Consider the following 24,939-nt stretch of genomic DNA (forward strand, 5'->3'; position numbering starts at 1 on the left):
CAGATACAGCGGCGCCAGTTTGTACTATTTCAACAGCAATTTCTGGAAACAGAACAAATGCAAGTGAAACAATTAATTTCTCATGCTCTGATGCTAATAATATTACTATTCAATGTAAAGAAGATGGTGGAGTTTGGGGAGCTTGTGATTCAAGTACTTCAAATACGATGGGACCTACTTTAAGTCAAGGAGCACACTCTTTACAAATTCGTGCAACTGATGCTTTTTATACTTCTACTATCGTAAGTAGATCATGGGTTACGGATTCTGTGCCTCCTTCATGTTCTGTCGGTACAGGGCCAGGTACTTATTCAAAATTAACTTCAGAAAGTTTTACTTATTCATGTGCGGATACGACTTCTTCTATAAGCTCTTATGAATGTAAAAAAGATTCTGGCGCTTGGATCAGTTGTGGAAGCTCTAGTTCATACTCTTGGAGTGGAATTACTGAAGGGGCGCATACATTCTCTATGCGAGCCAAGGATGCTTCAGGTCTCTATTCTTCAGTTATCTCATGGTCGTTTACGAGTGATTTTACAGCACCGTCTTTAAGTATAAGCTCTTCTGTTAAGCAGAGTTCAACTACGAGAAGACTTAACTACTCTGGATCTGACCCTGTTAGTAACGGTGTTTCTTCTGGATTAGCTTCACGTCAGTGTCGAATTAATAGTGGGTCATGGTCATCATGTAGCTCTACTTCGTACCATGATTTTAATGTTTCTACACCAGGTGCGAAAACGTATGATGTGTTATTAACTGATAATGCAGGTAATACAAAGATGTTATCTTTCTCCGAAACTGTTATATATGGAGCACGTACATCTACTGAATGTACTTCTAGTGGTGGTACAGTTGTAGGAAACGTTTGTCAGTTTAGTTCTGCTGGGACAGCATCATGTCCAGTTGGATGGTCTCAATATAACGGATATGCTGAATATGCTTCGAGAACATGTGGTACTTCAGCTAATTGTAATACGTCTTGTACGGCTTCTGCTTTATCATGGACAAGTAGTGCCTCTCAACCTTCTTGTACATATCAGACAGGTACATGGTCTGGATGGAATTGGACTAGTTATGGATGGGCAAGCACGGGTAACGGTCCATTACTTGCGGGAACGATCTCTCAAAATACTGGATCATGTCCTAAGTCACTCAATGCTCATATTGATAGTAGCGCAACTTATCCGTATGACTTAGATGTAGCAAGTGACTACTGTGCTTTAAGTCCTAATTGGACAACGGATGGAAAGAGTAGTACACGTTGTAGAAGATCTACATGTAATTTGAATTGTACATCTGTTACGTCGTCAGTTTCTTGTACTGCAAGGTTAAGTAAAGTTGGTTGTAATTAATTATTTAAGCAGACTAATTTACCGTCTGATATTTTATATTTTCAAGTTTGTGACAAAGCTTAATTTTTCCACCGTATCCTATGTCGGACTTCGTGGAAGTGTCTATCGTGGCTATTGTCAATTTCCTTTCAGTGATATTGATGTAACGATTACACTTACTGACACCAAAGAGATTGTTTCTATTCGTAGGTATTTGCAAAAAATAATCAAGTCTATCCCTTTTTTTTGCGAGTTTAATCTTTACCTGGAGCCTAAGTTAGAGGGCTTTATTTCAATTTTTAACGGCGCTGAATCTCTTCGTGATCCATTTCTTTGGACATTTCAATGTGAAGTAGATAACTCTGAAGAGGCGTTACTTGTATTTATGTTGAAGCTTTTACAGGCAAATAGAGGCAGGGGAGTCAAATACAATCGTTCAGTAAAGTGGCAGTATTATAGTTCATTATGTCGCTTCGAAGACGTTTATTCTCGTGACGAGTTTAAGCGTAGGGTTGAACTTAAGTTGTTTGAATCTTGCGGTGAAGAATTTAACTTGGAAAAAAGTAACTCAAGTCCTGAGGTATTTATAAGTTTGGGGGAGTGGCTTGAGCATTGTTTTAAAAACCATTGTTTCGATGAGAAGCGAAGTCAGTTGGTAAATTTATCAGAATCTAAGAAAATGTTGGTTTTGAAGCAAGTTGAGTGGGAAGTAATGGGTTTGCTAAGCCAGATCTACCTTGTGGATGGACAACTTTCATATCGAGAGCATTTGAAAAATTTGAAATTGGTTTTGGACGGGCTTCGATTGGAAGATTTAGACCTTAGTACTGTCTATAATAAAATAAATGAATTGTCTGATTTAGAGTCTTTGTTTTATCCTATTTAATTTAGCAATAATAGTATTATTTGTTTCTCCGTATATATCTTTCATTCTATCGATGTAGAATTGTGTTAGTTTAGAAAAAATTATCTTGTTTTGTTCATTTTCGAGATCGATCTCTTTTTTTAAATTCATTAATGAGTAAATAAAATTAAGGTTTATTGGCTGCTCTTGTTTTTGGTTTTCGATTGCAGATTCTAGCTCTGTTTTCTGTACTGTCTCTGAATTTGAATTGATTGAGAGCCCATTGTTGTTGATTAATTCACAGCTTGAGAAATTATATAGAGTTATTTTTTTATTTATCTGTGTAATCAGATTGCATTCTATTTGATTGTTATAGAGGTACATACTGTCAAACTTTGTAAGTCGTATTGGTTCTGTTTTGTTAATTGATTGAATCTCGTCTTTGTTAAATCTAAGTAAGTCTATAGGAGTTAAAGCTTTTAAAAAATCTAAAATCAGAGCTGCGAAATTAAATGAGATTAAGGTTTCATAATCTGTAATTCCTTTTTCCTCTCTTGTTACTTCTGTAATTACCTTGTTTTTCTTATCAAGTAGAACGTAGTAAAAGTTCTTATTTATATCTCCGCCAAATGCGAGTATTTCTTCAGCTGAGTTCTTGTGTGAAAAAATGGACGTCTGTGATTTTTCTATAGATTTTTGAGCGCTTTCTTCAATGGTGTTTTTTTTAATCGAGAAGTATTGAATAGTTGAGCCTATTAAAAAGAGGGTAGTCATTATTAAAACTTGATTTAAAGCTATTGTTTTTGATTTATTTGTAGCATACGAAGGAAATGTGAAGTTTAGCTCTGAGAAATGTCTTTTTTTCACGAAGTAAATTAAATCTAGAAATGGTAGTGCCGAAGTTAAAATTGATAAAAGTGTAGTATGCGAGAGTTTTGTTTGTTCTCTTTCTGGTATTTTTCTAAATGAGCTCAGATAGATAAATGGTCTTTTAAAGATTATTGCAGAAAATGTATTTGATATAATTGAAAACGTAATCAAAATACAAAGATATAGATTTATTGGTTTAATATTTGCTATTTTACTTAATGGTAATTCACTGATTACAAACGAATAAAATAAAAAAGCGAGTATCAAGTTCAAAATATGAGAGCATAGTATATTCTTATGAGAAACCTTATATTTCTTGTCTCTGTTGTTTGTACTTTTCATATTGACTATATTATCTCTAAATATATCTTTTTGGGGGAAATTTGATTCTCGAGATATCCAAAAAGAAATGAACATAATTCTTTTTGATCTAACAATCGAGAGCTATCTTTCATATTTAAATCTTGTAAAATCTCTTTTACTTTTCCGTGCTTTGAGCCACATGATTTTTTTTCTGTTAAAACCACTCCGTGATTTAATGATTGACGGTGTAGAAAGGACTTGTCATCTATTTGGCATTCCGTAGTAAAGTGGGGGCGTGCTCCTTTAGATAAAATTCTTTGGATTAAAAAATTGTCGTACCATAGTATACCGTTATGGTTTAGTTCTAAAAAGTTACATGTTTTTAAATCAACCTTTCCAAACAGGTGTGTGTCGGTAATGATTTCCGTCTCACACTTAAAGTGTCGATTCATGTCATTGATGACTTTGTATGTATGTCTCAGTACCTCATCATGATGCTTAAAAAATGAGTGGCCGTACTGCACGTAGATATAAACTTTTTTATATTGTTGAGGTGAAATATCTTCAAGTATTTTTTTTATATTTTCCAGTGAAATAATATGATCACATGGGTATAAGGTAATTAGAAGGTTGTCTCTGTTTTCGATTTCATTAAACGGATTTTTCCAGATAGGACAATAAGCAAATTTATAGGGAATGATATATTCATTCCAATCTTTAGGAATATAGTCAATATACTGTTCGTTTACAGCTATTTGCGGTGTCGTTCTAAGTGGCGAAGGAAATTGTAGAAAAAAATCAAGTAGTGGAATAAGCCCATCTCGAGACATATAGTATTGTTGATTCTCAATATGTTCAATTTCAGGAATTGAACAAAGACTTATATTGTTCAGTGGATTTACGTACTCATTTGTAATATTATGATATGTCGAAACGAAACGACAGTACGGTGAATAAATTCTATTCTGTGGTGATGAAGGCGAGAAGTTATGGTTTATAAAAACTTCATGAGTATTTGATAAATAGTCTTCTAACTTATTAGCTTTCATAACTTGAGTATAACCTTTTGTAGAGATCACTATAAGCGTTCATACATATTTTGGAATCACTGAGAGGTGAGCCAGGGTTTGCTTTAAATGAACTGTTTGTAGTGTGCATTATTTCAGAAAAACCTTTAAACCTCGTAGGGGTCTTCATATTTTTTAAATATTCTGTTGTACTTTTTTGCGTCATCTTACTTTGATAGTAGTCAGATACTTCTTTTCTTGGAAATTTGGAATGTAGAACTTTTAAAGTTTCTTTTGCAGCTAGACTGAAGTCAATTTTGATAGAATCAATCTCTATTTTTGTTGTTATCGTTTTACAATACTCTGAACGAAATGCGCTATATCCACCCCAGTCAGTAATGATACAAGGTGTTCCTGTTGCAAGTGCCTCAAGAGGCGACATTCCAAAATCTTCATCATTGTGAACACTAAATGAAACAAATAGGTCACTTGCGTTGTAGAATTTATTGAGCTCACCTGAGGATAGTTTTCCCGTAAAGATCAGTTTTTCTCTAAAAATTTCTGGTAGATCTTTATATACATCAAATATTTTGTTGAAGTAGTAAGAGTTAGGAAAGTGCTTTCCAATAAAGGGTGCGCCAAGGTCGTCAAATTCGCCAATTATGTAGAATTTGCACTTTAGTCTAAAAACACGATATACCTGATAAAAATAGTTAATTAGAGAATGAATATTTTTTTGATAGCTTAGTCGACCTGTATAGCAAAATACAATTTCGTCATCTTGAATACTCAATTGATGTCTCGTATTTTTTCTAAGATCTTCAGAGTGAAAGTAAGTGTTAGAGTCAATGGCAAAAGGACATAATTCTACGTTTTCATCACTATCGATGATAAATTTTTTGATTAAATCAACTTGCTTTGGGGAGGCGCAAAGAAATTTACAATTGAAGTCCTTGAGAACACTCTCAATATTGGCCCATTCCGACAATTTTATTGTAAAGTCACCATAGATATGGAAGATAATTTCGAATTTGTCTTTAAAGTTTTCAGATTTAAAGAGGGGGATAATCACAGATGGATGAGGAACTCCATCTACAAAAACGACTTTGTCTGGATTTGATTTAACAATCCTTTCGTAAATACAGTATAGCTCATGAGATGTAGTATCTATCGTAATTGAATACTCTTCATACTGAACATTCTCTAGTAAATTATAGCTAGCAAGAAGGTTCGTTTTTATTGATTGAACGCTATCCCATTCTGATCTTTGATTGTCGTATATTAAAATAGTTTTGGTCATGATTTTATTATATGGTATTATATTTACATATATAATGAGAATCTTTTTCCTTTTTTTAGTTAGATTAGCTGCTGAGGATACATTTATAACACTGCTGCAACAAACTTTTGAAATTACAATTTCCATGATGAAGGCTAGATATCGTAAAACGGTAGCGGGTTTTATTTGGGTTCTTTTGAATCCAATTATCATGTTTGGGGCCCAAAGCCTTGCTTTCAAGAAGTTCTTGAAACTATCAATACCTAATTATCATCTTTTTTTAACTAGTAATCTGATCCCTTGGATCTTCTTAATTACTAATTTACAGATGTGTACTTCGATTTTTGAAGAAAAAAGAATGATTATCAAATCTTTTAAGGTTAATCCATTAGTCTTTCTATTTGCTCAAATATTTGATAATTTTTTCAATTTTACATGTACCTTTCTGTTGTTACTTCTTCCTTTGCTCTGGGGGAGTGGTCTTAATACTACTGGAATTTTACATCTTATTATTGCTCTGCCACTACTTTTTGTTATAAGTGGTATTATTTCAAGCTTGTCAGCATTTTTACAGGTTTTTTATAAAGATGTGAGATTTGTCGTTCAGTTTTTAACAAGTGTTATATTCTTTGTAACTCCTGTTTTTTACCCTATTGAGTATGTGCCGATTGAGTATCGATCCTTAATTGAGTTGAATATTTTTTATATTGCAATTAAACCTATAAATATATGCCTGTATAATTTTGACATGCAAATTTTTTGGCTAGCAATTGGAAAATTAGTTGTTGTGATTAGTGGCCTACTACTTGTGTCTTACTATACTTGGAGAAGCAAAAGAAATGAATTCTATCTCTACCTCTGATAAGTTAGTCGATATTCAAGACTTAGATGTTTACTACGAGTATGATGAATATCTATCATTTAACCTTAGAGACCGATTTGTTAATATTGTAAAAAGTCCTATGACGCAAATATTTAACAAGAAAAAAATCAACAAAGTATTAATTGATTTCGATCTAACTGTTAGCAAAGGTGATAGAGTAGGAATTTTGGGGGTCAACGGAGCAGGAAAGACGACTCTGTGTCGTGCTATTTGTGGAATGTACTACCCTAATAAAGGAAAAATCTCTGTTACAAAAAATATTCGTGCCATTTTTGATACTTCTGTTGGAATAGTTCCAGAACTTACAGGACGAGAGAATGCACGTTTATTATCTCTTCTAATCTATCCAGACTCTACGAGCCAGGAACGTGCAAAATATGTAGATGATGCCATTCAATTTAGTGAGTTAGGTGAGTTTATTGATACTCCCTTTCAGTCTTATAGTAAAGGAATGCAAGCACGCCTATGTTTATCTTTAGTATCATGCAAAGAAAGTGATTTACTGATTCTTGATGAAGTATATGATGGAGCAGATGAGTTTTTTCAAGAAAAAATCGCGAATAGAGTACTTGGAATGATTGATAAATCTGGTGGAGTACTTTTTGTTTCCCACTCTGTAGATAATATCAGAAAATCATGTAATAGGGTTATTGTTTTAGATAAATGTTCAAAGGTATTTGACGGAAACGTGGAAGATGGAATTAATTTCTATCAAGGATTATATCGAAAGAATAATGGATAAAAACGAATTTCAAATATTAAAAGAAGAGATTAAATTGAAGAATCTTGAAGTCGATATCATATCGGATTCAATGGGCCCGTATATTAAAGTAGGACAAGCTGTAGAAGTCACAAGAGTAGATGATGAATTCTTGAAGCCTTTTGACATTATCATTTTTAGAGGTGTAAATAACAAGTTGATTTGTCATTTTATTCTTAAAGTGATTGATGATTATATTATTACTTGTTCTACGAAGAATATAAAGAATAGAGACCTTCCAATTCTAAAAGATAATCTACTAGGTAAAGTTGTTGGAATAGAACTTCCATTTTTCATCAAACTAAAAGTTTTTTTCTATTACCTTTTCTCTTAATTTGAAGAGTGGTGCTTGATCAATAACTCTGTATTAATAGACTCACAATGATTATAGAATTCTACCAATTCAGGAAAAGTTTTTTTGAAGTTTGTCCCTCTTCGTGTATCTAGCTGATCTATGAATAAGAAAAAATCTGCTTTTGAAACATCTTTATTATAGTCAGCCGTTATCTCCGGACCATCTTTTAAGAAGTCCATCAGTCGCTTGAATTTGATCATTTCGAAATTACAGAAACCATGCTTAAGGGTATTATCTTTATCGATATTAAAACTCTTTATGTACTCAAGAGTCTCTTCTAACTTTTGATAAAAGCTTACTGGTAGTAATGAAATATTTAGGAATCCTGGGTATCTCAATATATTAAAATCAATAATTATTGGTAGAGCTTGAAACTCACTACTATATTTAATTTTAAGCTCGTGCATCTCTCTAACAAAGGAATCGATAGTTGTGATAGAGAAAATATTGGCCGTGAACATTATCGAAACTTGAATGCCTGGTAATTGTATTAGCATCTTTTCCAGATTTTTCTTCCATATTTCATAATTTAATCCCGTTCGACCATATTCTGCTGCCTCGCCAGAACCATCAACGCTAGTAAAGATCGAAATTTTCTTTACAAAATTTTTGTCGTTAATGATTTGTAACTTGTTAATAAATTTATCAATCAAATCGTCCGAAGCACAGGCGTTTGTATTAATGGAAATTTCTAGTTCTTTGATTGGAGAGGCAATCAGTTCATCTAATATTCTAAAAGTATTTTTGTCTAAAAGAGGTTCGCCTCCTGTGATACGAAAAATCTTTAATCCTTGCTTGAGATTGGGCCACCATTGCCAAAAAGCCCTCACATAAGGATTTTCTTCATTTTCTGCAGATGGCTCAAATGGCATTTGGTTAGATGATTTTAAATACTCTAAGGAATTAACCTCTCTGTTGTTAAATATTTTATACGGACCTTCTTGTTTGATCTCTTGTACCCACTTAGTCGAGTGGACTGGCGAACAGTATGTACACTTTAGATTACACTTATTAGAAAATGAAACCTCCATATATGGAGGAATTACATCCTCATCCCATTGTCGTTTCGCGATTCTTTCAATATCGTCATCATTATTAATCAAAGGATCGCTTGATTTTATATAACGATCAGATATTTGATTTCCTGGAAGATCTTCAATATCCCAACAGTAATTACATTCTGAAGGACGTTTACCCTCTAGCATCATTTTTCGATAAAGTTTTTTTTCCTTAGTGTTGTGAAGTGCGGTTGCATTGTGTTCAATTTCAACCGATGGGATATGATGTGTCGGAGGGTGGTGACAACTATGAGTTCTTCCGTTTTGCAGATGTAGTGTAACTTGATTCCATTTTGCTGTACAAAAGGACTTACTAATATTATTTAGCTTCTCTCTGGTTGAAAGATAAAGGTCATTTTTTTCATCACTCATTCTAAGAGTATATACCAAACTGGAGAAAAGGGAAGTGCGCTGACTTTAAAATAGGTCAGCACATTCTAGTAATTATTTTAGAACTGTTACCCAGTTAAATTTATCTTCGATTGTTCTCTCTTGAATTCCAAGTAAGGTCTCCCTCAACCTCTTAGAAATTGGCCCGTACTCATCCTTGATCTGGTAGGCTTGACCACTAACTTCATGAAGAGAAGAGATTGGTTGAAGAATTGCAGCTGTTCCACAAGCAAATGCTTCACTACATTCTCCCTTTTTAATGGCCTCAATAAGTGTCGCTATACTAAGGGTTTCCTCTACAACAGTAATCCCCATATCTTTTGCAAGTGTGATTAGGGATTTTCTTGTAATCCCATCAAGAATTGTATCTGTAATCTTTGGAGTGTGTAGCTCTCCGTTAATGACTGCAAAGAAGTTCATACCACTCATTTCTTCTACACTATCTTTGTCTGTCGCTGACAACCAAAGGGTCTGATCAAAGCCAAGCTCTTTAACTTTTTTAGCCGATAATAAACTACCTGCGTAATTCCCACCTGTTTTCGCCGCTCCCATTCCTCCTGGGCAAGCACGAATCATTTCTCTCTCAATAAGAACCTTGAGGCTTCCGCCCTGAAAGTAGCTTCCAACAGGAGAGGCGATAACCATAAAAAGGAACTCTTCAGCAGGTTTTATCCCTAGATTACATTCTGTCGCGAACATAAAGGGACGAATATATAGTGACTCACCTGATCTTTTTGGAACAAAGTTCTTTCCAAGTCTTGTAACTTCATGAACAGCGTTGATAAAAATTTCTTTTGGCACTCCTGGCATTGCCATTCTAGCGGCTGAGCGGTTGAAGCGATCCATGTTATCAACTTCTCTAAAGAAATTTGGACCATTTCCTGAAAAGTTATACGCCTTCATACCTTCAAATATTTCTTGTCCGTAGTGTAGGACTTTACATGTTGGATCTAGTTCTAATTTTTTATATGGAGTAATTTCTAGCTCGCCCCATTTTCCGTCTTTATATTCACAACTGGCCATAACCGGCAGTAGCACTTTTCCAAATCCTACGTTATCTGGCATTGTAAATTTTGAGATTGCTTCAATTGCCTCTTGATAAATTTTCACAATAAATCCTTTTCTAATTTTTTGTAGTCTACCTAAATGAACAGGGTCTTTTAAGTCGCACTGCTATATATACATTTTGCTTTGACGAAATGTTTACTATCCTCTAATATACTAAAATCATAACGCGATCGTAGCTCAGTGGGAGAGCACTACGTTGACATCGTAGGGGTCACAAGTTCAATCCTTGTCGGTCGCACCATCTTTTATATTCGTTATTAACTATTAAATTAAACTGTTTTACTCCACTTTATAATTCGTGAACAAAAATTGTTTTTCACCCAATTTGTGATTATGATAGATCTACATTTTATAGTGAGAGATTATGAACAATTTTATCGATGGAAATTCTCCTGTAGAGGGTGAGAATAAAATAATATTTTTATCAGGCCTATTTTCAATAGTCATAAGTGTCATCGTGATGATCGGATGGCACTTTAAGATTAATGTTCTTATTCAGTTAAACCCAGATTTTGTTCCCATGCAATTTAATACGGCACTAGGTTTTTTTATGTCTGGGCTTGGATTCGCAACATACGTTTTTGATCTAAAGAAAATGAGAAGAATTTTGGCTATTCTTCTCTTTGTATTAAGCTCCGTTACGCTTTTACAATATATTGTGAATATGAGCTTTGGTATTGATCAACTATTTATGAATCATTACCTTACAACTTTAACCTCACATCCCGGAAGAATGGCACCAAATACAGCCCTTTGTTTTATGGGGATCTCGCTTCTACTCTTGTCTGGATCCTTCTTACGTGGAGATAAACTTATTGTCGCCAGGTGGATATTCTCCCTGGTTGTATTAAGTTTATCAACTGTAGCTTTAGTTGGTTATGTAAGTGGAAATGAATATGCTTTTGGTTGGCAAAAGTACACGAGAATGGCTATTCATACATCTTTTACTTTTGCGGTCCTTTCTTTTTCTATGGTACTAAATCTTGTTTTTAGTAAGGAAACAACAAAACAAAAGTGGCTACCTTTAATTGTCTCTCTCTCTTGTGTGTTTTGCTTTACCTTGTTTGGTCAGGGTCTAAAAAAAACTGAAGCTAGGAAGTTTTTAAGAACTGTTGATAGTCATGCCGAACTGATGATTAGTAAAATAACTCTTGAGTTGGGGCAGGATATTTTTGCATTCAAGAGGCTTTCACAAAGAATTATTTATGATAGGCGATTAAATGAAAGCTTTTGGAGAAAGGATACAACTGAGTATATTAGCGACTTTGGATTTTATTCTGATTTTATTTTCTTCGATCCAAATGATAATATTGTGTGGCAGTATCGTGAAGTTCTTGGTGAAGTTCTCGATCGAGAAAATTTTCTCGAGAATTTAAAAATAGCTAAGAAAGACAGAAATGTTGTTATTTTTGAACCAGCTATTCAGACAGAAGAGAAATTCTTCTATTTCCTTTTTCCACTTTATAGTTCAGGAGTATATCGTGGTGCTTCTCTTGGTGTAGTAAGTACGGAGAGGTTATTTGCACGTATTGCAAATAGCCTAAATCGTAAGGATTTTACGTTTGAGGTTTTTAATAAAACAGGAGATTCAATCTATAAGAGCTCTCCACATCAATCAAAAATTAAAAGTGTAAAAGAGTTAAGTCTTTCACAGGTTAGAAAAGAAGTGATAGAGGTTGATATCTATCCAAGTAGCGACTACCTTAATATTATGGACAATAAAACACCTGAGATTATTATTGTCTCGGGTATCATACTTTCAATCTTTTTAGGTGTTCTGACATATCTTTTTCAAATGACTACTAAAAGTAGGTCTATTAGTTTATTGCGATTGAATGAGAATCTCATTTTCAACGAAATACTTAGTCTTTCTAATCGTAATGATATCGGACTACTCGAGAAACTACAATCCTGTTTAGCTTCTATTACAAAGGTCAGATGGCTAAAAGAGATTGATAAAGTTGGCATTTATTTGAAAGCAGATAGAGAGGTTGGTAACTTTGTTTTACGCAATTTGAATGAGTCAATTTTAAAAACTTCCTCGTTTCAAAGTTTTGAGATCGACCATGCGATCTTTTTTGAAGAAAACGAGAATGGTGCTTTTTCAAAGTACTATCTTCCAATTCGTTCTAAGACTTTATATCTTGGTACTTTGATATGTTACCTTGAGTCTGGCCACAGTGAAAATCAAAGTGAGTTTCGCTATTTAAATACATGTGCTGATATTATTGCGGCTTTAATCGCTGCTCATTTTCATGAAGAGGATTTGCAAATTGCAATTAATGAGTCAAAAAATGCTGAAAAAGCAAAAGCCGCATTTCTTGCAAATATGAGCCATGAAATTAGAACACCTCTTAATGGAATTATGGGGATGACATCACTTCTAAGAGAATCAATTACAGACACAGATGGATTAGAGAAGCTTGAAATTATTGAAAGCTCAAGTCGAACCTTGATGAGTATCATTAATGATATTTTGGATCTGTCTAAAATCGATGCCGGAAAATTGGATATAGAAAATATTAATTTCGATTTTCATAAGTTAATTAATGAGCAATCACAGCTTTATACATCAATTACTTCAAAGAAAGGTGTTTCAATTGAGCATAAGATTGCAGAATCAGTTCCAAGATGGATTATTTCAGATTCACTTCGTATCAGACAAATTGTAAATAATTTTATCAGTAATGCCGTGAAGTTTACTGAGCGTGGAAAGATTAGTTTAACTGTTGAGGAGTATCAAGGTCGTATAAAGATCTCCGTTAAAGATAGTGGAATTGGAATTTCAGAGTTAGATATAGAAAAACTGTTCAAAGATTTCTCACAGGTTGATACATCAACAACACGAAGATTTGGAGGAACTGGACTTGGGCTTTCAATATGTCGAAAGCTTGCGACCTTGATTGGTGGAGAAATCACTGTTGAGAGTATCGTTGGAGAGGGAAGTATCTTCTCATTAATTTTTCCTTACACAATGGGAGAAGAAGAGGTAACACTTCCGGTGATTGATACGAATTTAACAAGAATGGCCGATTTACTTCCTCTTAAAATACTTGTCGTAGATGACAATATTATTAATCAAAAAGTTGCTGGAGGAATGCTAAAGAAAATAGGGTATCAAACAGAGTTTGCACACCATGGGAAGGAAGCACTACTACTTTTAAATAAAGAAAAATTTGATGTGATTCTGATGGATTGTCATATGCCCGTAATGGATGGCTTCAAGGCAACAGAAGAAATAATCCGTTTATATGGAAAGGATAGACCTTATATTATTGCTCTCTCCGCTAGTTCAATGAAAGAAGATATTGATCATTGTATGGAAGTAGGGATGGATGATTTCTTATCTAAGCCATTACAAATTAAGCCTTTATATGATAGTCTCATGAAGTTAAAAACACTCTCTGAGAAAGGTGAATGAAGTGGCAGACTTTGATTACGATGGTGAAGAACTACATATTATTTATGGTGTTAAAAATGATCCATTGATCATGAAATTAATTGATATTTTAGAGGAAGCAGAAGTTAATTTTGAGTTTAAAGACTTTAGAGATCATCGTCCTACGCCTGAGCAATTAATGCAGTGGGCAGATTTTATGGAAGAGGAGTTCCCACTTAATTATAGAAGCACATTTGTAAAAAAAAATAAGAAAATCTTTGATAAACTCCCATCACCTAAACAATATCAGTGGATAATAGATAACTACCAGGCCATCGAAAGACCAATCATTCTTAATGAAGAGGGCGAGATCGTATGGGCCGGAGGAAGACCTGAGAGAATAGCGAAAGTTCTCTTTAATCTCGTTCAGGATTAATTACTAGACTAGTATTGGAAGCTTTTGTAGTATTTGCAAATGACAACAATCTCTAGGCTTAATCAGAAGCTAACATCTCTTTTAATTAGACAATTTTTTGAATTTTGGCCCTATTATTTAGGTGCCTTTATATGCCTTTTCCTAACTCATTATATTCAGAGTGAGCTGCCATTTTTAGCCAAGCAGTTAGCTGATTTTATATCAGTTGGAAAAGACTTTTCTGTCGGACAATTATTCCTTTTGGCCATCGGTATTATTATTTTTAGGACTTCATCAAGACTTCTGTTTTTTTATCCGGCTCGAGTGCAACAAAAGCAATTAAGACTTGAACTCGTTGAAGCCTTAGAGAGTGCTTCACCATATCGTTATAAGCATCACTCTAAAGGACAAATCTTTCAAGTAATTGGAAGTGACCTTGAAGAGGTTAGAGCTCTAGTTGGTTTTGCTTTATTACAGATTTCTAATATCGTTATCGCTCTTTCTGTTCTTATTCCTAAACTTGCGAGTTTTGATAAGACAATCTTTATTGCATTAACACCTGTGCTCATCTCTTTCATTCTTTTTTCTTTTATTGTTGCGAGTAATAGAAAGTTTTATCGTCAGACTCAAGATCTTCAAGGTGAAGTTCAAAATTTTATCATTGAGAGTTATCTTGGAAAAAAGACGATAAAAAATTTTCACGCAGAAAAATCTTTTATTGATCTTTTTAAAAAGAACTCAATGGATGAATTGATAAACTTCTATAAAGCTGGAAAAAGGGTAGCGGTTAGTATTCCACTCGTTCCTACTGGTGTAGGGCTTTCGCTTATATGGGGAGCCTATATCATCTTTCAAAAGGATCTTGGAGCAACTTCTCTAATTCTTTTCTCTGGTTTCGTTTTCTTATTTCTTGAACCTATGATGTTCTTGTCTTGGATTGGTGTTGTTTTTACGCGATCTAGTGGTGCATGGGCTAGAGTTAAAGAACTTGTAAACGACCTTCAATCTGTCTCAGAGATGGAAAAAGAAATTTTAAAAGATGGTGCCTTAAAAATTGATGGACCTTATACTGAATTTAAACTTCCATACTGGAAGCAAGAAGTTGTCCTAAACACCAAGAATGGTTGTTCGACAATTATTGTCGGAGAGACTGGTGTAGGAAAAACAGAGTTATTGTTAAAGGCCGCAGAACTTTTAAAAGGAAACGGTCATCTTATTTCATACGTTGCTCAGGACCCTTATCTTTACAATGGTTCAATCATTGAAAACCTAGAGCTAGGAAATAACTTCGATGAGAAGAAGTTGGATCTCGCTTATGAGCTTCTCTCTATCTTCGGGCTTTCGTTTCTTGCAAGCTCAAGAGAGACATTATTTTCTTTAGTCGTTGGAGAAGATGGAAAGAGACTTTCTGGAGGACAGGCAAAGAGAGTTGCCCTTGTCAAAAGCTTACTTAGTGAGAGCGAATATATTATTTGGGATGATCCATTTTCATCTGTTGATGTTGTTCTTGAAAAAGAAATCTATGACAAGCTTCATGAGCTAAAACTTCTTGAGGGAAAGACATTAATTTTAACGGGGCATCGTTACACAACAGTTGCCATGTGTGAGCACATTATTCTGATTGAAAAAGAATCCGGAGTTGTTGAAACAACAAATAATAAAGAAATTTTTAAGGATAGTAAGATATATGCACACTTTGAAAAACAACTTGTTTAAGTATTTAATCTTCGAGGGAGCTGTAAAATATCTCTTTCTTATGGTTTTATGTTTAATTATTTCCTCTGCGCTTGGTGCGGCTCTTCCGCTTTATATGAGCGATCTTTCTGTTCATTATGGAGATAAAGAGCTCTTTCTTTATACATTAAAAGTTCTTGCAGTTATCTTTACTGTAACCTTCTTAAATCGAAGTTTTTATAATATCGTTATTAATGGTTATGTTGTTGGCCTTGTTCAATTTGTAAGAAGCTATTGCTATGAAAAATGGCTTCTTTCATATGAGCTTCAAACATCGAGGGAAAATCGAACAGATCGTTACCCACAAGGGGAAGTACTAGCAAGAATAATGACTGATACAGAAGCGCTACGTGAACTTGTGACATCAGGAACTTTTGGAATCATCATTGACCTCTTCTTTGTATTCGCATCTCTAATAAGTTTTATTTCACTCAATAGAATCGGAGGGATTGGGTTAGCTCTAGTTCAAGTACTCGCTTGTGTTCTCCTTATTTGGGGATCAAAGTATATGGCCGAAGTTTTTATGAGTGTTAGGAAGGCCAGAGGGGATCTGTACAAGACAATTGCTGATGTTATCGGAGGTCTCAAAGATAACTACTATATTAAAAATGGTCACTATGCTTCAAAAAGATCTCTTGGTGTATTTGAAGAGTTTCTTAATAAAATCCTTCTCTCAAATGTTTGGGATGCAGGATACTATTCATTAGCAGAATCGTTATTCCCAATCTTTCTGGCATTTGCGGTTTTTATCATTCCTAATGCACAGATGACTCAAGTCGGTCTAATCTTTGCATTTGTTGATCTTATTCAGCGCTCTATTGGACCAATTAAAGATGTTTCTTCTAAAGTCGCAAATATTCAGAGAGCCGCAAGTGGTGTTATTAGAATAAATGAGTTTATCGGAGATCTTGAACTTGAAAGATCGACAGAACTTGAAACGGCAGAGTTTAATTTCAATGTTGATGAGATTAACGTTTCAATTGATAAATTTACTTATCCAACGCGTCCAAATATGGATGCACATTTTCATCTGCAAGATATTCAGTTTTCCGGACGCAGGGGAGAATTGATTGGAATTGTGGGATTGTCAGGATCTGGAAAGTCGACACTACTTAATATTCTGTGCGCAAATATTATTCCTGATCAAGGAAAGATTTCCATATCTTCTGAGGATAAGGAATCTTTTGAATTTGACTTTCATGATGCTCAAAAATTTATTCAATACCGTCAGTTAATTGGTATTGTTTCTCAAGACTCACATATCTTTTCAGAAAGCCTCCTTTTTAACATTACAATGGGCAAGGATAATACTTCTGATTTTGACGAGTTTTGGGACTTTGTCCGTGAAAATATTAGCTATCTTAAATCTTGGGGAATTTCAAAAGATACAAAGCTGGATCAGAACACTTTATCTCTAGGGCAGAAGCAGTTAATCTCTGCTATTAGGGCCTGCTACTTGAAAAAGCCGATTGTCCTCTTTGATGAAATCTCTTCTTCATTAGATTCAAACTTAGAGTTTGCACTAAGGCAAATGGTGCTTCTAGCGCAAAAGAATGCCCTTACATTTATTGTTGCGCATCGTCTCGAAACAATTATCAACGCTAATACTATTATCGTGATGGAGAATGGGAGCATGGTTGCAAAGGGAGTGCATCAAGACCTAGCGAAAAGCTCGGATACCTATAAGAGTTTTATCGAAAAGCTTGGCTAAGTTATACTTCTAAAATTTGTGAAAATACTTTAATATATCTCTAGAATTAATATATTTTTATCAGGAGATATAAATGAGAAATAGTAAAGTCGTTACTATTGGAGTTGTTGCTTTTGCTACGATTCTCTTTGCTTGTACAAATAAAGTTCAGTCATCACCAACATTCATTTTCAAACCAGCACCATCTAAAGATGCAATCGCTAAAGTTAATGGGAAAATATTAACTGAAGGAGAGGTTCTAGCTGGAGCGGAGAGTGATATCTACGAAGCTCAGAAGAAAGTTTTTGAAATTAAAATGGCAAAAATTAAATCATATCTTCTACAAAGCTTTATTGATACTCATCCAGGAAAAAAAGGTTTAACAAATGACCAGTTCCTAGAGAAGTTCATTGCAAAAGATGCAAAAGTTACAGATGCTGAAATTCAAGCTTTCGCAAAAGAAAGAAATATACCACAGCTAAATGATGACCTAAAGAAGAGAATTGAAATGTTTCTGCTTGAAAGTAAAAAGAGAGAAGCAATCGAATCATGGTTAGCTGGACAGATGGAAAAATCACCAGTTGAAGTATATGTTGAAAAGCCGCAGAGGCCAGTTGCTAATGTTAAAATTGGTGATGCTCCGTGGACTGGTGGGGAGAATGCAAAAGTAACTATTGTTGAATTCTCTGATTTCCAGTGTCCTTACTGTTCAAATGCAGTAAAGATCATAGATGGTCTAAAAAAGAAGTATGGAAATAAAGTTAAAGTTGTATTTAAGAACTTTCCGCTTCCATTTCACTCTGATGCAGCAAAAGCGGCGGAAGCAGGTCTTTGTGCATATGAGCAAGGAAAAGATAAGTTTTGGAAAATACATGATCTTATGTTTGCAGAACAAGATAAGCTAAAGGTTGATCAATTAAAAGATAAAGCAAAAAGAGTTGGGCTAGACATGAAAAAATTTGAAGATTGTCTAATGACTTCGAAATATGCGGCAAAAGTTAAAGAAACTATTAGTGAAGGAGAGGTTGCCGGTGTGAAGTCGACTCCAACATTCTTTGTTAATGGACAGTTAGTAAATGGTGCACAACCTATTGAAATTTTCAGCGAAATCATCGATGAAGAGCTAGCAAAATAATGCGACCAAAATAGTGTAGTATTAATCAGAGAGGCCAGGGCAGAAATTCCCTGGCCTTTTTATTTGCGGGGTATTTGCTAAAATCATAGAGTGATAAACCAGTGATAGAGTGGATCTATGGACATAAACGATTACAGTACAAAATTATCCCAAGCAAGAATGAAGTATAATGATGCGAATAACGAAGTTCGCAAAAATTATAAAGAGAATCTTGATAATCTTGAAGAGCTTCATGAAGCAAAAGAAAAAAAACAATACGACAACTACACTGAAGCAAAATCAAGATTAGAAAATCAGCAAGCTGACTATATCAACGAATATAACTCCAAGACGAAAGATGCTATTGAAGACCGATCAAGACATTTCCAAGATCGTCTCGCGAGCGAGAAGGGAAATTTTGAGGAAGATCGTGCCCGTATAAAAGAAGATTTCGATAGACGTCTTGATGAACTGAGAGATACTTATACGACGAGAGAAAAAGATAGCAATGCATATAATGAGCAGAGACTAAACTCAACTCGTTCTCGCTATAATAAGCAATTAGAGCGTCTTAATGACCAATTTCAAGAAGATATTCATGGTGTGAGTGAGAGAGCTAATAGTTCTGTTAAAGAGAATCAATTCGCTGCAAATAAAGAAAAACGTAGTCTCATTCATGGCTATGAAAATGAAAAACGAGCACTATCAAAAGATGGTAGTGTAAAACATGCGAAAACGATGGAGCAACACTCGAAAGATTTGAATAATCTAAGAGAGGCGCAAGAGTCACAAATCGCCCAAGTTAAAGATCATCAAAATGGACGTGCGGCATCAATTAAAGAAAATAAGAATGATGAATTAAAAGATATGCAAAAGAATTTCAGAAGATTAACTGATGAAGTTTCAACACGTAATCAAAAGCAGAGAAGACACGCAATTAAAGAAAACGAAGCCCGTAAGGCAGAACTAGAAAGAGGTTTTTCCCAAGATCTTTATCAGGCTAAAAGAGAGATGGCAGAGAAGATTAAAGGGGGAGATCAGTCAGAAATTGTTAAAGATAGACTAAATCATACAATTGATTCTTATGAAGATAGAATAAAAAACATCTATAACAATCTTGATGAGGGGAACTTTGCTCAACAAGAACAGAAAGAGAAGATGGCAAATAATTTTTCTGATTCGATGAAAGACCTAAAGTTTAAGCAGCAAGTCAAAATGGATGAAAAAGACATGCAGTTTAAAAACTTTAGAAGAGATGAACTTGCAAATACTCAAATGAAGTCAGATAAAGCAATTGATACTTATAAAAAAGAGCTTCGTAATCTCGAAATGAGAAATGAAGCACAAGCAATCAAGGACAAAAACTATAACCAAAAGCTTTTGACAAATCAAAGAAAGTCTTTTGGCGACACTGTGAATACTCTTAACGACAAGAATAGACAAATTCTAACTGAACTCCAAAAAGACTTTACGAAAGAAAAAGTTGATATCATCGAAAACAATAGAATCTCTAACCACAAAGACATTCAGGATGTTAAAGAAGCGATGAGAGAGACGATGGATAAGAAAGAGATGACTCTAAATGAAAGAAATGAGCATCTTATAAAAGAGAATGAAAATCTTGTGAAGCAGTATGAGGAAAAACTGTCATCGGTTCAAAAGAAAGCAAATAAAGAGATCAACCGTCTTAACGAAATGAACGAGAGAACTCGTGTTCAACAAGAGAATGCAACACGTAGAATGCTCGAGTCTAAGGAAAGAGAGAACTCTCTAGCAATCATGAAGATTAGAAATCAATACGATCAGAGACTTTCTAAAGCAAAGGAAATGTCAGATCAACAGATTGAAAAGACTGTTGAGTACTACGAAGATCTTCTCGGAAGAGAAAGAACTGATTATCAAAATAAGCTTCAGTCAAAACTCTCGGAGTCAAAAGCAGACTATGATAAGTTGAGACAGCAAACTGCTCTAGAGAAGGAAACGATGACGCAACAATTCGAAGATAAAATTGCCGAATTGCGTCAGGCGCATCAAGAAGCACTTGAAGAAAAAGCTAACGATTATAAGACAAAAATGTTCCAAGCATAACTAGTAAAATTGTATTGTCATGGTAAACTACTGAGACAAACTACAATTTTCTGGAGCAGATATGTCTTTTAGACGAGCAAAGATCGTTGCCACACTAGGTCCTTCTTCTAACACTAAAGAAATGATTGAAAAGTTAATTCTTGCAGGATTAAACGTTGCAAGAGTGAATATGAGTCATGGTACTCACGAAGGGCATGCTGAACTTATCAAGAACATTAGAACAGCATCGAAGAGTTGTCGTCGTGAAGTTGCTATCCTTGTAGATCTCCAGGGTCCAAAAATTAGAACAGATAAGCTACCAAAAAACTTAATCCTGAAAGATGGAGAAACTTGGGTCATAGGTCAGTCTGCACATAAAGAAAAATATCCTGAATATGCAGATAACTATATCCCAACAATCTATGACAAACTTGTTGATGATTGTTTTGATGGAGCAAGGATTCTATTTGATGATGGAAAGCTTGTAGCAAGAGCGATTTCAAGAGATCGCGATGTATATAAAATCGAAGTACTTGTTGGTGGCGAGTTAAAGTCTAATAAGGGGATTAACCTTCCTGACTGTGAAGTTTCTGCTCCTGCATTCACTGAGAAAGATAGAGAAGATCTTGAGTTTGCCTTGACTCAAGATATAGATTACGTTGCACTTTCATTCGTTCGACGTAAGCAAGATATTCTAGAAGTAAAATCACTTCTTCATAAACTAAAAGTAAATATCCCAATCATCTCTAAAATAGAGAAACCACAGGCCATTGATAATCTCGATGAGATTCTGGATGTGACTGATGTCATCATGGTTGCTCGAGGGGATATGGGAGTTGAGGTAGGAAACCACCTTGTTCCTTCAATTCAAAAGAAGATTATTGAGAAGTGTAATGCTCGTATGAAGCCAGTTATTACAGCAACTCAGATGCTTGAGAGTATGACAGATAATCCAACACCAACAAGAGCGGAAGCCTCTGACGTTGCTAACGCAATTTGGGATGGTACAGATGCTGTAATGCTTTCTGGTGAATCTGCTTCAGGAAAATATCCTGTGGAAGCGGTGAAGATGATGAGTGATATCATTATCGAAGCAGAGAAAACTCCAAAAGAAAGACCGCTACTTAGAAATATTGACCTCTCATCGATTAATTCTTCAATTATGGTGGCGGCATCAATGGTTGCAGAAAAGGTTAATGCGAGGAGAATTCTTGCCTTAACGGAAGGTGGAAATTCTTGTTTAAAAGTTTCTATGTTTCGCCCATCAATTCCTGTTGCGGGTATTACTTCCTCTCTAAGAACAGCTCGTAAGATTTGTTTGTATTGGGGTGTGTATCCATTCATTGTAGAGAGTACAAATGAAGATACTCCAGGGTATCAACGCTTTATTCTTGAGGAAGCAAAGAAGCGCTTAAGTCTTTTTAATGGAGATAAAGTTGTTATCACTCGTGGTGATGGAAAAATCTTCTCTCGAGGAAGTTCTAACTCTGTTAAAGTCGAAATTATAAAAGATGCTCCAAAGATTGAAGGCTCATCAGACACACTAGAAGAAGGTAGTGATAAAAAAAAAAGGATTCTCTTAGATCTTAGTGTCTGTGCTACTTGCCAAAATTGCATTTCTATCTGCCCTCATGGAATTTGGGTGGCAGATCCGAAAACCCATGAAACACATATTGCTCAGGAAAAAGTTGCTGATTGTACAATGGACTTAGAGTGCGTTCGAACTTGTCCAACTGGAGCAATTGAAATTATCGATATTAATTCTTAAAATGAAAGAGCTTGTCTCAATTCTAGAAAATTCTAATGCGAGAAAGTGGGGCCTGGTAACAGACCCCGAGGCCCTTTCATTCAAAAATTTTCATGAATGGGTAGAGCGAGGGGACCACGGAGTTCTAAGCTATCTTGAAGGTGAGAGAAAAGATCTTAGAGAGAATATTAGCAATTACTTTCCAGAGTTTAAATCTGCATTGGTTTTTGCTTTTGATTACTCAGTATCTGCGAAAATGACAAAAGACTTCTATCAAACAGGAGAGAGTAACGGTTACAAAATTGCTAATTATGTCCTAGGATTTGAAGGTGAAGATTATCACTACTATCTTAGACGCTCTCTCGAAGCGATCGCTAACAAGATCAAAGAAATATTCCCGGAAGTGAATATTATGCACTCCCTCGATACACAGCCAGTCCTTGAGCGTGACCTCGCACAAAAAGCCGGTTTAGGATGGTTTGGAAAAAATTCAATGATGATTGATAGAGAGATTGGAAGCTATTTTATTATTGGATCGCTCTTTCTTGATGTGGATTTATCAACTCATGGTTTGCAAGTACCACTTATTGATACTGATCATTGTGGAAATTGTAGAAAGTGTATTGAAGCTTGTCCTACTGATGCTATCAATGCTGAGACGAGAACAATTACAGCGAATAAGTGTATTAGTACTTTTACTATAGAAATTTTTAAAGAAGCTCAAGCGCCAGAAGGGATGGAGAAAGGAAACGGTGAAATTTTTGGCTGTGATATCTGCCAGGATGTTTGTCCTTGGAATAAAAAAGCCCTTGGGAAGCTTAATTATACAAGTGATGATTTTCAAAGTTTCAAATCAAAAAACTCTTATGCATTTGAAAATTTTCTAACTCCAAGTCTTTCATCAATGATTCAAGGTCTTGAAAGTGTATCTAATCGTGAGTATCGCCGCCAGCTCAAGGGAACACCACTTGAGAGAACGGGGAGAGTGGGGATGCTTAAGAATTTAAAGTTTTACAAGAAAAACTGATCTTTTAAATGCTTTTTAATATGGGCTGCCGCAAGCTCTGGCATATGGTGAGAGAGCTTCTTTGGTTTTTCTACTGATACTAAATTTCCTTGTGATTCTAAAAACTCAGCAAGCCTTTCTGTGCCATCTTTTCCAACTACGGCATCATCTTCACCTGTGATGAAGTGAATACGAGTTTGAACCATTTGAAGTTCTTCTTTTCTTTCCTTGATCCATGGGAAGACAAGATCAGGGTGAAGTTTTTCACTAACAAGTTGGCCACGAATCAATAGAGTTGATTTATAAAATGGTGTTGCAAAAATATGAGTGACTCCGCTTGGTGGAAGTCCAAATCCAACACAGATACACTGAGTATCCAGAGACTTGAAATACTCATTTTCAAGCGCAATAAGTGAGGTTAGGGCACCAAGTGAGTGGCCACCGATAACAATTTTACTGCCGCCTGTTGGGTAAATATTTTTTAGATACTCGTATGCTTTCAGAAAAAGTAAAGGAGCGTCTTCCTTGAAATCTTCAAAACTTTCAACATCGTTAAAGCTTCCTAGAAAGTGCCCTGGCTGGTCGAATATTACACAGGCTACACCTTCTTCAAACATGCGAGAAGCCCAAGAAAGGATGCTGCCTTTGTGTGAAGTATAGCCGTGTGTGAAGATCGCGAAACGGTCAGTTTTAGCATTGTTCTCAGGAATAAATGCGAGAGCATTTACAATAGTATTGTTTGCTTTAAGTGTTATTTTTCTAAGAGTGTTTTCCATGAGGTAATGTAGAATTTCTCAATCTCTTTGGCAATATTTTGACTTTATGAGTCTATAATTACTTGAAAAAATTTAAAAAATCATTTGACGAATTATTAAGACTCTATTATCTTTGATCTCACTCGAATTAATTATGCCCTGATAGCTCAGTTGGTAGAGCAAAGGACTGAAAATCCTTGTGTCCCTGGTTCGAGTCCGGGTCGGGGCACCATTTAAAAAACCAGAAGTTTAACCCACTTCTGGTTTTTTTTTGCCTAAATTTCAATATAATATATTAAGCATAATTCACACTTTAAATGATTCATATATATTTAAAAGCTTATCTGTGTTAATGAGTGGATATACTAATTTAAAGAGAAATTTATGGAAACAATATCTGATAATAAAATAATAGAGATTCATTTTACCCTTACGGATGATAATGGTGAGACACTTGACTCATCAACTGGAGAAGGGCCTTTAGCATATCTTCACGGAGCAGAGAATATTGTTCCGGGGTTAGAGAAAGTACTTCTTGGGAAAAAAGTAGGGGATAAATTCAATGCTTCTATCCCCCCAGAAGAGGCTTACGGTATCCTTCAAGAAGATCTTTTACAAACTCTTCCAAAGTCAGAGTTTGGTGATGATGCAGATAAAATTCAAGTTGGAGATGAGTTCGAAGTAGAAACAGAAGATGGACAGATCGTCATTGTAACTGCTGTTGAAGTTAATGATGACCATGTTCTTGTTGATGGTAATCATCCTCTTGCAGGAGAGACACTTCATTTTGATATTGAAGTAATTAGTGTAAGAGAAGCAAGTGAGGAAGAGCTAGAGCATGGACACCCTATTATAGAGAGCGGTGGTTGTGGTTGTAGTTAAAT

General features: G+C 35.1%; 20 protein-coding genes and 2 tRNA genes. 16 read left to right on the forward strand and 6 right to left on the reverse strand.

The features are described from left to right. Positions 1–1,352, forward strand: a 1,352-nt coding sequence (locus M900_RS00675; RefSeq protein ID WP_021272944.1) for a hypothetical protein, incomplete at its 5' end; no start/stop codon positions are given. 49 nt (positions 1,353–1,401) lie between these two features. Next, the gene (locus M900_RS00680; protein ID WP_157680501.1) at positions 1,402–2,217 is read left to right on the forward strand and encodes a hypothetical protein; all 816 of its coding nucleotides are present in this window, start codon (positions 1,402–1,404) and stop codon (positions 2,215–2,217) included. On the opposite strand, the gene M900_RS00685 is transcribed toward M900_RS00680, so the two are convergent. From M900_RS00685 to M900_RS00695, 3 genes are all read right to left on the reverse strand, one after another. Further along, the gene (locus tag M900_RS00685) at positions 2,191–3,318 is read right to left on the reverse strand and encodes a hypothetical protein (protein WP_198295917.1); all 1,128 of its coding nucleotides are present in this window, start codon (positions 3,316–3,318) and stop codon (positions 2,191–2,193) included. The two genes, M900_RS00680 and M900_RS00685, sit on opposite strands and share 27 nt — an antisense overlap. 74 nt (positions 3,319–3,392) lie before the next feature. Next, a complete protein-coding gene (locus tag M900_RS00690) occupies positions 3,393–4,397 on the reverse strand; it encodes a hypothetical protein (RefSeq protein WP_021272937.1) in 1,005 nt (334 codons plus the stop codon). Beyond that, positions 4,387–5,655, reverse strand: a complete 1,269-nt coding sequence (locus M900_RS00695; RefSeq protein ID WP_034730648.1) for a glycosyltransferase family 4 protein — start codon at positions 5,653–5,655, stop codon at positions 4,387–4,389. The genes M900_RS00690 and M900_RS00695 overlap by 11 nt, the downstream gene beginning before the upstream one ends. On the opposite strand from M900_RS00695, the gene M900_RS00700 reads away from it, so the two are divergent. From M900_RS00700 to M900_RS00710, 3 genes are read left to right on the forward strand one after another with little or no spacing between them, the layout of a single operon-like run. Next, a complete protein-coding gene (locus tag M900_RS00700) occupies positions 5,654–6,496 on the forward strand; it encodes an ABC transporter permease (protein ID WP_034730650.1) in 843 nt (280 codons plus the stop codon). The two genes, M900_RS00695 and M900_RS00700, sit on opposite strands and share 2 nt — an antisense overlap. After that, complete coding sequence (locus tag M900_RS00705) at positions 6,474–7,259, forward strand: ABC transporter ATP-binding protein (protein WP_021272935.1); 786 nt, start codon at positions 6,474–6,476, stop codon at positions 7,257–7,259. Before M900_RS00700 ends, M900_RS00705 begins: the two co-directional genes overlap by 23 nt. Next, positions 7,252–7,611: a hypothetical protein gene (locus tag M900_RS00710; RefSeq protein WP_157680503.1), complete on the forward strand. Its 360-nt coding sequence runs from the start codon at positions 7,252–7,254 to the stop codon at positions 7,609–7,611. Before M900_RS00705 ends, M900_RS00710 begins: the two co-directional genes overlap by 8 nt. On the opposite strand, the gene M900_RS00715 is transcribed toward M900_RS00710, so the two are convergent. Together M900_RS00715 and M900_RS00720 are read right to left on the reverse strand one after the other, a co-directional pair. After that, positions 7,608–9,062 carry a twitch domain-containing radical SAM protein gene (locus M900_RS00715; protein WP_021272934.1) on the reverse strand — a complete coding sequence of 485 codons (1,455 nt, stop codon included), beginning with the start codon at positions 9,060–9,062 and terminating at the stop codon, positions 7,608–7,610. The two genes, M900_RS00710 and M900_RS00715, sit on opposite strands and share 4 nt — an antisense overlap. Positions 9,063–9,134: 72 nt before the next feature. Next, complete coding sequence (locus M900_RS00720; protein ID WP_021272926.1) at positions 9,135–10,190, reverse strand: branched-chain amino acid aminotransferase; 1,056 nt, start codon at positions 10,188–10,190, stop codon at positions 9,135–9,137. A 124-nt stretch (positions 10,191–10,314) separates the two neighbouring features. Here M900_RS00720 and M900_RS00725 point away from each other — a divergent pair. The 9 genes from M900_RS00725 (at position 10,315) to queG (ending at position 23,321) form a co-directional block, all read left to right on the forward strand. Continuing rightward, a tRNA-Val gene (locus M900_RS00725) sits at positions 10,315–10,389 on the forward strand. Between the two features lie 123 nt (positions 10,390–10,512). After that, on the forward strand, positions 10,513–13,569 hold the full coding sequence (locus M900_RS16780) for an ATP-binding protein (RefSeq protein WP_021272924.1): 3,057 nt from the start codon (positions 10,513–10,515) through the stop codon (positions 13,567–13,569). Position 13,570: 1 nt separating this feature from the next. Further along, entirely contained in the window at positions 13,571–13,963 is a 393-nt protein-coding gene (locus M900_RS00735) for an arsenate reductase family protein (protein ID WP_021272921.1), read from the forward strand. 39 nt (positions 13,964–14,002) lie between these two features. Then, positions 14,003–15,658, forward strand: a complete 1,656-nt coding sequence (locus M900_RS00740) for an ABC transporter ATP-binding protein (protein ID WP_034730654.1) — start codon at positions 14,003–14,005, stop codon at positions 15,656–15,658. A 40-nt stretch (positions 15,659–15,698) separates the two neighbouring features. Further along, on the forward strand, positions 15,699–17,387 hold the full coding sequence (locus tag M900_RS00745; RefSeq protein ID WP_198295919.1) for an ABC transporter ATP-binding protein: 1,689 nt from the start codon (positions 15,699–15,701) through the stop codon (positions 17,385–17,387). A gap of 73 nt (positions 17,388–17,460) precedes the next feature. Next, a complete protein-coding gene (locus M900_RS00750; RefSeq protein WP_021272933.1) occupies positions 17,461–18,501 on the forward strand; it encodes a DsbA family protein in 1,041 nt (346 codons plus the stop codon). A gap of 117 nt (positions 18,502–18,618) precedes the next feature. Continuing rightward, entirely contained in the window at positions 18,619–20,568 is a 1,950-nt protein-coding gene (locus tag M900_RS00755) for a hypothetical protein (RefSeq protein ID WP_034730656.1), read from the forward strand. 61 nt (positions 20,569–20,629) lie between these two features. Further along, positions 20,630–22,315, forward strand: coding sequence for a pyruvate kinase (gene pyk, locus M900_RS00760; protein ID WP_021272939.1), 1,686 nt, complete (start codon positions 20,630–20,632; stop codon positions 22,313–22,315). Next, positions 22,290–23,321 (forward strand): tRNA epoxyqueuosine(34) reductase QueG, encoded by a 1,032-nt coding sequence (gene queG / locus M900_RS00765; protein WP_157680504.1) that lies wholly within the window; start codon positions 22,290–22,292, stop codon positions 23,319–23,321. Before pyk ends, queG begins: the two co-directional genes overlap by 26 nt. Here the strand turns inward: queG and M900_RS00770 are convergent. Beyond that, the gene (locus M900_RS00770; protein WP_021272920.1) at positions 23,306–24,076 is read right to left on the reverse strand and encodes an alpha/beta hydrolase; all 771 of its coding nucleotides are present in this window, start codon (positions 24,074–24,076) and stop codon (positions 23,306–23,308) included. The genes queG and M900_RS00770 overlap by 16 nt on opposite strands. Before the next feature lie 135 nt (positions 24,077–24,211). Here M900_RS00770 and M900_RS00775 point away from each other — a divergent pair. Further along, positions 24,212–24,287 (forward strand) — tRNA-Phe (locus tag M900_RS00775). A 152-nt stretch (positions 24,288–24,439) separates the two neighbouring features. Next, the gene (locus M900_RS00780) at positions 24,440–24,937 is read left to right on the forward strand and encodes a peptidylprolyl isomerase (RefSeq protein ID WP_021272940.1); all 498 of its coding nucleotides are present in this window, start codon (positions 24,440–24,442) and stop codon (positions 24,935–24,937) included. Positions 24,938–24,939: the final 2 nt, after the last annotated feature.

This window comes from Bacteriovorax sp. Seq25_V (assembly GCF_000447795.1).
GTDB lineage: Bacteria > Bdellovibrionota > Bacteriovoracia > Bacteriovoracales > Bacteriovoracaceae > Halobacteriovorax_A.

Bases quoted from the DNA above. Each gene is read 5' to 3' on its own strand.
- M900_RS00690 (WP_021272937.1), bottom strand. From the start codon at position 4,397: ATGAAAGCTAATAAGTTAGAAGACTATTTATCAAATACTCATGAAGTT.
- M900_RS00700 (WP_034730650.1), top strand. From the start codon at position 5,654: ATGATTTTATTATATGGTATTATATTTACATATATAATGAGAATCTTT.
- M900_RS00695 (WP_034730648.1), bottom strand. From the start codon at position 5,655: ATGACCAAAACTATTTTAATATACGACAATCAAAGATCAGAATGGGAT.
- M900_RS00705 (WP_021272935.1), top strand. From the start codon at position 6,474: ATGAATTCTATCTCTACCTCTGATAAGTTAGTCGATATTCAAGACTTA.
- M900_RS00710 (WP_157680503.1), top strand. From the start codon at position 7,252: ATGGATAAAAACGAATTTCAAATATTAAAAGAAGAGATTAAATTGAAG.
- M900_RS00715 (WP_021272934.1), bottom strand. From the start codon at position 9,062: ATGAGTGATGAAAAAAATGACCTTTATCTTTCAACCAGAGAGAAGCTA.
- M900_RS16780 (WP_021272924.1), top strand. From the start codon at position 10,513: ATGAACAATTTTATCGATGGAAATTCTCCTGTAGAGGGTGAGAATAAA.
- M900_RS00740 (WP_034730654.1), top strand. From the start codon at position 14,003: ATGACAACAATCTCTAGGCTTAATCAGAAGCTAACATCTCTTTTAATT.
- M900_RS00745 (WP_198295919.1), top strand. From the start codon at position 15,699: ATGGTTTTATGTTTAATTATTTCCTCTGCGCTTGGTGCGGCTCTTCCG.
- M900_RS00750 (WP_021272933.1), top strand. From the start codon at position 17,461: ATGAGAAATAGTAAAGTCGTTACTATTGGAGTTGTTGCTTTTGCTACG.
- M900_RS00755 (WP_034730656.1), top strand. From the start codon at position 18,619: ATGGACATAAACGATTACAGTACAAAATTATCCCAAGCAAGAATGAAG.
- pyk (WP_021272939.1), top strand. From the start codon at position 20,630: ATGTCTTTTAGACGAGCAAAGATCGTTGCCACACTAGGTCCTTCTTCT.
- M900_RS00770 (WP_021272920.1), bottom strand. From the start codon at position 24,076: ATGGAAAACACTCTTAGAAAAATAACACTTAAAGCAAACAATACTATT.
- M900_RS00780 (WP_021272940.1), top strand. From the start codon at position 24,440: ATGGAAACAATATCTGATAATAAAATAATAGAGATTCATTTTACCCTT.